This window comes from Pedobacter sp. 01T416_2, from assembly GCF_056398925.1.
Map to the genome: position 1 here is coordinate 1 of NZ_JBFTQI010000169.1, position 8943 is coordinate 8943.

Sequence of the window (8943 nt, forward strand, 5' to 3'; positions counted from 1 at the left end):
GCTTTTGATTCAGAATTATTGATTAAAGCATTTTCAATTGCTGATTCTGAATATTGTTATGTGTATTCTGATGATGTGTATTATTGTGGGATGTATCTGACTAATTCGAAATCTGCACAACAATGTTGTTTAGATATTGCAAAATTAGGTTATAGTGGTACATGCTTTCTTCTTGATAAGGAATTGAAGTTTTTAGTTCGGATTAACTTCTATAATGAAGATCATAATGAATATAGAAATAAGTTTGATATTCAGCTTAAACAAGCTAATCTCAAATAGATAGAATACCCTCGCTGGCGCACGACTGTGGCGTGTGATAAATAAATATAATTGTGACAAAGTCCAGAAATGCTGGGCTTTGTTATTTTAGGCCAGTTGGAGTTTGATTAACCTTGCTCTGGTTTAAGTTGTGCCGTGAGTGAATAATGAGGCTGTACTTATTATTGATAGTAGGTTCATCATTTCGTTGTGCAAGCGAATTTTGGCGCAAGTCTCAAGTGGAATTCCAATTGTTTACTGAAGTTTTATTTTTGTCACATCATTTTCATAGAGAAGCGCCATTTCTGATGGAGTTGCTACACCACTCCAATTCTGGGCATCGATTGAACTAGATAGCCGAAGCCCGCGCCGGTGGCCCTTATCGGGTTTCTTTTGACGGATGATATTTCGTTGTTAAATTTCGTCACCTATAAAAAGGCGTTCATGGTAAAAAAGCGATCGTTCGTCAAAAAGTTTAGGGACATTTCGTTTTTTTCTTGACATTCGGCCGTTGTTCTATGGTTTAGTTACTTATTTAGTAGCCATTATCGTCGATAAATCTATAAGCGTTTATGAAAAGGATTATTTTATTTTCGCGTTTTTTTTTGCTAGCCCTGTTATTCTTTAGCAAAATTGTCTATTCACAATTGCCGGTTGCATCGGTCAATAATCTTACCGGCGGGGGAACTGTGAGTATTCCGCTACACCAGTTACAGATTGGAAAAATTTCTATGCCTATCAGTGTTTTCTACAATGGTAGCGGAATCAAAGTGAAACAGGCCGAGGGAAATGCAGGGCTTGGCTGGAACCTGCAGGCTGGGGGAGCAATCTATCGCCAATTGAGGGGGCTACCTGATGAAACACAAAAGGATGATCAGGGAAATCAGCGTTTAGGCTGGCTCAGCAATACGAATGGGACAAAGATCAATGCTTTTAATATTGTAAACGATAACAATCAGTCGACCTGTGCGGATGAGGCTACAGACCTCGGATATATCAATGCTAACTTTTCTGATCTTTCTGATACTGAGCCTGATGTATTTGTTGTGAGTGCTCCGGGGCTTGATTGTAAGCTTGTGTTTGATGCAGACCATACCGTAAGAACAATTCCATATATGGATATTAAGGTGACCTATGATCTTGAAACATCGGTGCCTCAGCATTATTCGAGCTACGGGAGGATTAAAAGTTTTGTAATTACAACCGCATCAGGTACAAAGTATGTTTTTGCCGCCTTAGAAACAGCAAGGAAAGCTACAAATTCTTCAAATCCAAACGCGATCAATTTTTTTAAGCGTGAGTACCAGCAGTTCCAGAATGGAATCAGTTATGTTGCTGCCTGGAAGCTGACAAGTATAAAGGATATTGGAGGCGCTGGTTTAGATTTTTTTTATACTGAACCTTCTTTTACTGGTGGGACTGATCGGGTTGCGCTCAGTCAGGGAACAAGCAATACAACATTATATCCTTTTGCCATTACCAATTGGACTTTTGCTATTAACCTTTCCAGGGTTACCTATGGTGGGTGGGATGATGTAGCTTATGAACAGGGCTTAAATTTTTATTACCATAATGCTCCGACCTCGAATGTTCCGTTGATCGATTCTATTACCGGAATGGGGAAAAAATGCGTCTTTCAATACGACTTTTACAAATCTAATAATAATGGCAATGTTTACCGTTCACTTTTGATGAATGTTTCTGCTGGTCAGAATGATCTTTTATCCTTAGGGTACAATGGCTTACTTGAAAATCGAAATATAAACCTTCCGGACTCTGCATCGATGGCCGTAGATGTTTGGGGATATTACAATGGGAGTACGGAAACATCCTTGCTCCCTCAGGTTTACATAAACCCATCCAGTTCGGCCTATGAACATTACAGGAATATTCCGGGAGGGAATCCAGGGGTATTTAGTTATAACATTCCAGGTTCGGTAAGGCCGGTATCGCAGTCTTCCATGATGGCCGGTACGCTCGCCACGATATATTCACGGTATACGGGAGGCAGTACCCGGTTGGAATATGAACCCAATGATTATTATGATGCAACGGCCGGAACGGTAGTACAGGGCGGTGGTTTACGAATCAAAAAAATCAGTTCAACAGACGGAACTAATCCTTCTGGCGATATTATCACCAACTACAGTTATGTTGATCCGACAACTGGACTGTCTAGCGGAAAACCTGTAAATGTGCCTTTGTTATCTTTTACTACCCCGTTTTATGGATCTGGTACAGCAGAATATATGCTACAGAACTCGGTAATCCGGTTGGAAGAAAATATCTCCCAGGAAGAAACGGGGGTACTCTACAGTCACGTGCGAGTTTCGAAAGCAGGAATAGGAAGTTCTCTTTATGAGTACCTGCTGCCGGCTACCAATTGGGATGCCAGCTGGGGCAGCGACTGGTTTCCAACGCTAAATAACTTTGGAAGAACATCTTGTGTCAGCGGTGGCTATATGACCAATGAAAAAAATACTTACCCTTTCGCGCCGAACACAAATTATGACTTTGAAAGAGGGCTTCTTAAAAAACTTGCGCAGTATGATGAGAATGGAAACAAAGTAAGGGAATCAGTTTACAACTATGCCAGGACTGGATCGCCTTTGGTAATCGGTGCCTTAAGATTTGAAGAAAATGCGGGCGCTATGGCTTATGCAAAATATACTGTTTTTTCTGGAGTGGGTAATTTAACCGTGCAGGAAGACAATACGGTTTTCGATGCGCCATCACTGAGCCAGGCGAATCATACCACAACGAGTTATACCTATGGCAGTTCAGCGCATAAGGAAGTAACAGCAAAAAACCAGGTGCTGAGTGATGGAAGTATCGCAAGGACCTTTTTTAAATATATTAAGGATTATGGTGCTTCTCCTTCAGCTGATCCCTTTGTACAATCGATATATAACCTCTCACAGCAAGGAATAAATATACCGTTGGAGTCTTATAATCAGCTAGAGCGGAATGGCATAAACCGGACGATATCGGCATCTCTTACCGGGTTGAAAACATGGGGGTTTTCTTATCGTCCGAGTCTGGATCTGCCGGATAGCCAGTTTAGTTTTCTTAACGCTGCCGGGGTGAGCGATTTCCAACCTTCATCTATTTCTGGCGGTGTCTTTTCGAAGGATTCAAGGTATATTAATAAACAGCAAATACTTGACTATGATAAAAATGCTAACGCGACAACCGTTCTAATGAATGGGATTAATCGTAAGGCTGTGGTTACCGATCAATTGAATTCTCAGCCTGTAGCTGTATTCGAGAACGCCGGGATTGGTGAGATCGCTTACGAAAACTTTGAATTTCATTATCTGGAAACTAATTTTACTTACAGTGTTAATCCAAGTAATAACAGTTTCGTCTTACAGCCAAGGTCGGGAAATTATGCCTTCAATATAACTGCTGATAATGTGCTCTCCCGGTCAATAACAAAGTTGGCCGGTAGAAAGTATTACATTTTTTCTTTGTGGATGAATACTTCTGTTTCAGGAAACATCAATATTTCGCTAAGCGGTACACAGGCCGTCGTCCTGCCATACCCGAGTACCGGGGGACAGTGGAAGTACTACCAGGTAAAAGTACCTGTTGCCAACCTTCAGGCTAACTTTACGCTATCTTTCCAGTGTTCCAGCGCTGCGCTGATTGATGATATTATTTTTTATCCCGCCGATGCAACGGTATCCAGCTTTGGATACGATAAAGATTCTTTTCTGAAGACCTCCGCTACGAATACCAATGGAATTGCGGAGTATTATCAATATGATAAATACCTCAGGCTGAAGAATGTGTTGGATCAGGATAAAAACATTGTATTGAAAAAGACCTATATATCAAAAGAAGATCAGGATAATTTTAAAGCTGAAATCGGGGGATATCAAAATCCGCTGGTAAATTATCCCTATACGTTTATAGATGGTAGCCCTGGTACTACTTGGAATTCAGCGGGAATTTCCTATACCTGGAACTTCGGAGATGGTACCGGTACACAATCGACCAGCCAGCTTTTTGGTGAGCTATCACATACCTATGCTGCCGCGGGAAGTTACGTAGTAACGTTTACGAAAACCCTGCAGCCATTTGGGACCGTTAGTGCCACCCAAACAGTTGTCGTGGGCAATTCTACCGATCCGGTAAAGGTTTATGGTGCTGGTTCAATGACGTTGACATTTTCTCAGAATTCGGTGATTAAATACGTTTTTAATGCTGCTGATCTTGCTACTGGCATGTCAACAGTAGAGCCTGGAGTATACGATTTGAAGCTTGCTGCAAGTGGACAATACTCCTCGTCAAATCCATCCGGATACAAGGCTGTTGGCTACCATGCTTATTCGACCCCAAATACTGGTTTAGTTGAGGATTGTCGGGCGTCTATGCCAACTTCAAATCAATATTATTTTAATGGATTAAATCTTACAGGAAAGTACTCCATTAGCTTCTATCTGGATACTAATGCAACATGCATACCTAACGAAATTGAATAACAAGGTCAAAAAGAATACGATCATGAGAACACAGTATATATTTACTACAATATTTTTGGCATTAATTTCTTTGGTTGGCTCTGTTTTTGGGCAAAACCGGAGCTACATCCAGGAGGATGTAGTAAAGGTGCCGGGAATAAGTACAGACGTTCAGGTCTTTGCGCTCCCTGTAGCAGACCGGACTACGTCGCGTACCTATTTTGATGGTCTGGGCAGGCCTGTTCTGTCTGTCGCCGTGGGGGCGAGCCCTGGTGGAAAAGACATTGTCCAACCTGTTGTATACGACAACCTTGGGAGGCAGAGCATTAGTTACCTGCCCTATGCCTCATCAAATGCGGGCGGGGCATTCAGGACGAATGCAAGCTCAGAGCAGTCCGGTTTTTATGCAACTACGGGGCAAAAAACGGCGGTTGATGCAAACCCATACAGTCAGCAGCTTTTTGATAACAGCCCATTGCAGCGGGTGCTTCAGGCAGGGTCTTTTGGCAGCGGTTTTCAGCCTGGTCAGCACCAGACAGGTTTTACCTACCGGACGAACCTTTCCAGCGAAACCGTCCGGAGATGGAATGCGGACGGGTCGGCCAATGGTATCTTTGATGCGGGCACGCTCTCTGTAAACGGGGCAACTGATGGAGAAAACGGTCAGATTATGGTCTATACCGACAATAACGGGAAAACGGTGCTAAAAAAGCAGCTTTTGGACCAGGGAGGCGTAACATGGGTGGAGACCTATTATGTTTACGACGATCTGGGTCAATTGGTTTTTGTGGTGCCGCCCAAGGCTGTAGCACTTATGGCCAGTTATGGGAACTACAGTCTTCAGCAGGCAGAAATACAGAAACTACTCTTTGTTTATGTTTATGATGACAGGGGCAGGCAGGTTGAACGGACGGTTCCGGGAGGCGGCACCAGTTACCTGGTGTACGATCCTTTTGACAGGGTCGTGCTTGCCCAGGATGCAAACCTGAGGTCACAGCAGAAATGGAACTATATCAAATATGACAGCCGTAACACCCCGGTGATGCAGGGTATTTACCATAACAGCAGTTATACCACAAGGTCGTCGATGCAAGGGCTGGTGAACGGTCTGGATTTTTCGGTCAATACGGCCGAGGAACGGAACGGGGATGGGGCAAACGGTTATTATACCAATAACTGTTTCCCGAACTTGGAGATTGAGCCTTTGGCCTACAGTTATTATGATGATTACGATCTTGACGGCAATGGTTCGGCCGATTATACCTATCAGAACCAGGGCATGGGCGGAGAAGGCGCACAGGCTGCCTATATTAGCGGAATGCCGACGGTAGTGAGAAAACGCACTGTGGGCAGCGGTCTTTCCAATGTCTGGCTGACCGCTGTGATGTTCTACGATGCGAAAGGAAGAGTGGTCCAGAGCCAGAGCAACAACCAACTGAATACAGCAGTGAGCAGTACAAGTACGACCGTTCTGGGCTTTACCGGCAAGGCAGTCAGGGCGAGAACGGTGCAGGTAGCCTCGGTAACGACCGTTGTGCAGACCGAATATGGTTATGACCACAGGGACAGGCTCAAAACGGTGGATGAGTCCCATAATTGGGGAACTGCGGTAAGGGTGGGTGCTTATGAATACAATGAACTTGGACAGTTGGTGGACCGTAAGCTGCACAGTACCAACGGTGGCGGAAGTTACCTGCAGTCTGTAGATTACCGTTACAACATCCAGGGGCAGATGACCAGTATCAATAACAGTAGCCTGAGCGTAGATGAGCGGAACGATGATTACAATGATGTGTTCGGGATGGACCTGTTGTACAGTCAGGGAGATGGGGACATCGGTAGTAGCGGTTATTTCAATGGGATGCTATCTGCGGTAAAGTGGAAAGTCAATGCACTGGGCGTGGCCACGGGGAACGAAAGGAGTTATAGGTTTGTTTATGATAAGCTGATGCGTTTGAATGCGGCTGTTTATGCAGAGCGCAGCGGTGGCGGTGCCTGGGACGGTAATGGAGCTTTTGATGAAAAGAACATCAGTTATGACCTTAACGGAAATATCTTAACTTTACAGCGCAATGCGATATTGAGCGGCAGCATAACTGCAGTTGACGACCTGAACTATAGTTACGACGGAAACCAACTCAGCAATGTAAGCGATGGAACAGGTGGGGCCTATGGTATCTTTGGTTTCAAGAACCTGACCGGTTCGGGAGCAGGTTACGCTTATGATGCCGCGGGCAATATGACCGGTGATGCGAAGAAGGGCATCAGCCTTGACTATAATATACTGAACCGTACCGATAAGGTAACGATAAATACTGCAACAGGGCGGTATATTGCCTATACCTACGATGCAGGCGGAGGGCTGATCCGCAAGCAGGCCTTCGATAACAATAACCTGGTGAAGACCACCGATTACATCGGAGGTTTTGTTTACGAGGATAATGTGCTGTCCTATTTTGGTATGGCAGAGGGCAGGGTCCGCAACAGCAACGGTACGCTGAAGCTGGAGTATATGATCAAGGACCAGCAGGGCAATGTGAGGGTGAGCTTTGAGGAGCAGGGCGGGGTGGCCGTGGTAAGGCAGGAGAACAGTTATTATCCGTTTGGACTGACAATGCCGGGAAGCGTGATGCCGACGGCGGCAAACAAAAACCTGTACAACGGTGGCAGCGAATGGCAGGACGACTTTGGAGATCTGCCGGATCTGCAGCAGACGTTTTACCGGATGTACGATGCGGCATTGGGCAGGTTTGTATCGGCTGATCCGATGGCGGAGGCGAGTGAAAGCATGACGGTTTACCAGTATGCACTGAACAGCCCGTTGATCTTCAATGATCCGTTGGGGGATAAGGCAGCTGGGGGAGTAACTGGACAATACGCTGATTTTTGGAATACTGCACTTTCCTATACCAGGAGTTATGGCGCATCTTGGGATGGCGCATCTGGCTTTAGTGCCTTTGGGTCCGATCTGGAAGGTTTCACGAGAGGCGCAGCAACCATGAGTGAGAATGGCACTTGGGGAATGAATGGTTGGGCTCAGGACTATGCTTCTGCATCACAGGCTTTTTATGATAATACAGGTACTAGGGCACTGAATGCTGATAAAGATGGTTACATTTCTACCGGATTCTATTACAGAGATGGACAAGGGAAAGCTGTAACTAAGAATGGTGTAAGTGGAGAAAGTACTGCTTACTTTGTTGGTCAGAAAAGTGTTGGGGAGAAAATTTGGGATTACTTTTATGATGAAGGCGCCAAAAAAAGGGTTAGTAGCCTTCTCAAAGGAGATTTTTTGGGGTATATTGATTATGGCGATGCGCCTGTGATCAGTTTAGGAGGGGTAGGAAATGCAGGGAAAACGATAAACGGAGTAAGAGTTGCACTTAGCGGTTCTAAAAGCGCTTCTCCAGTACTCTATACTGTTTACAAAGCCATAACGAAAAATGGTGGGGTTTATTGGGGAATGACTAAAAATTTAAGTTTGCGAACAGCGCAGCATGGAGAAAGATTTGTTTCAATTATCGGAGTCCACGTAGGTATTGCTGGGAGAGGGGCAGCGAGGGGTGTAGAGCAGCTCATGATTGATGGAGCCGGTGGAATTAAAAATTTAGAAAATACAATAAACAGTATAGGTTTACATAATCCAAATATTTTAAAATATTACCAAGATGCAGTTAAATTTTTAACTAATTAAGGATTGAAGAGAATATAGTAATATTTTGAGTAAAAAATCTTTAGTATTGTTAAAACAAAATTGGGGATTGATATTCAGGCCATTTGCCATATGGGCATTGGGATAGTAAGATAATTAGAATTAAAATTCTTAAAGAGAAATAAAATTATTGTAATAGCCAAATTTGGCTATGTCATGAAGCAAACTATTATTTAATATAAAATGGCAAGAGTGAAAGTTAAAAGTGGAGATATTTATCAGATTGGTCTACCCAATAATCTTGGTTTTGCATATGTAAAGTGTGTTAATCTCTTGGAATTTATGCCTGATACTCAATATGCCACGATGATTATGGTTTATAATATCAGGTCTTCTATATCATTACAATTGGGTAGCGAAATCATAGATAAAGAACTTATCTTATGTCCACTTTTGATTGCAGGAATCTTGCCTGCAATTAAAAGTGGAACATGGAAATTAATAGGGAATATACCCACAAGTGCAGCTGATTTTATATTGCCGGAATACAAGAGGGGTGAGCCGGAT

At 43.7% G+C, this 8943-nt stretch carries 4 protein-coding genes; all 4 read left to right on the forward strand.

Translation table 11 applies throughout. From position 1 onward, the window contains the following. On the forward strand, positions 1-279 hold a 279-nt coding region (locus AC1DPQ_RS09500; protein ID WP_477608978.1), incomplete at its 5' end, for a hypothetical protein. Positions 280-830: 551 nt separating this feature from the next. Then, complete coding sequence (locus tag AC1DPQ_RS09505; protein ID WP_477608980.1) at positions 831-4745, forward strand: PKD domain-containing protein; 3915 nt, start codon at positions 831-833, stop codon at positions 4743-4745. Positions 4746-4767: 22 nt separating this feature from the next. Further along, the gene (locus AC1DPQ_RS09510; RefSeq protein WP_477608982.1) at positions 4768-8418 is read left to right on the forward strand and encodes a DUF6443 domain-containing protein; all 3651 of its coding nucleotides are present in this window, start codon (positions 4768-4770) and stop codon (positions 8416-8418) included. 201 nt (positions 8419-8619) lie between these two features. Further along, a partial coding sequence (locus AC1DPQ_RS09515; protein ID WP_477608984.1) for an Imm26 family immunity protein occupies positions 8620-8943 on the forward strand: 324 nt, incomplete at its 3' end.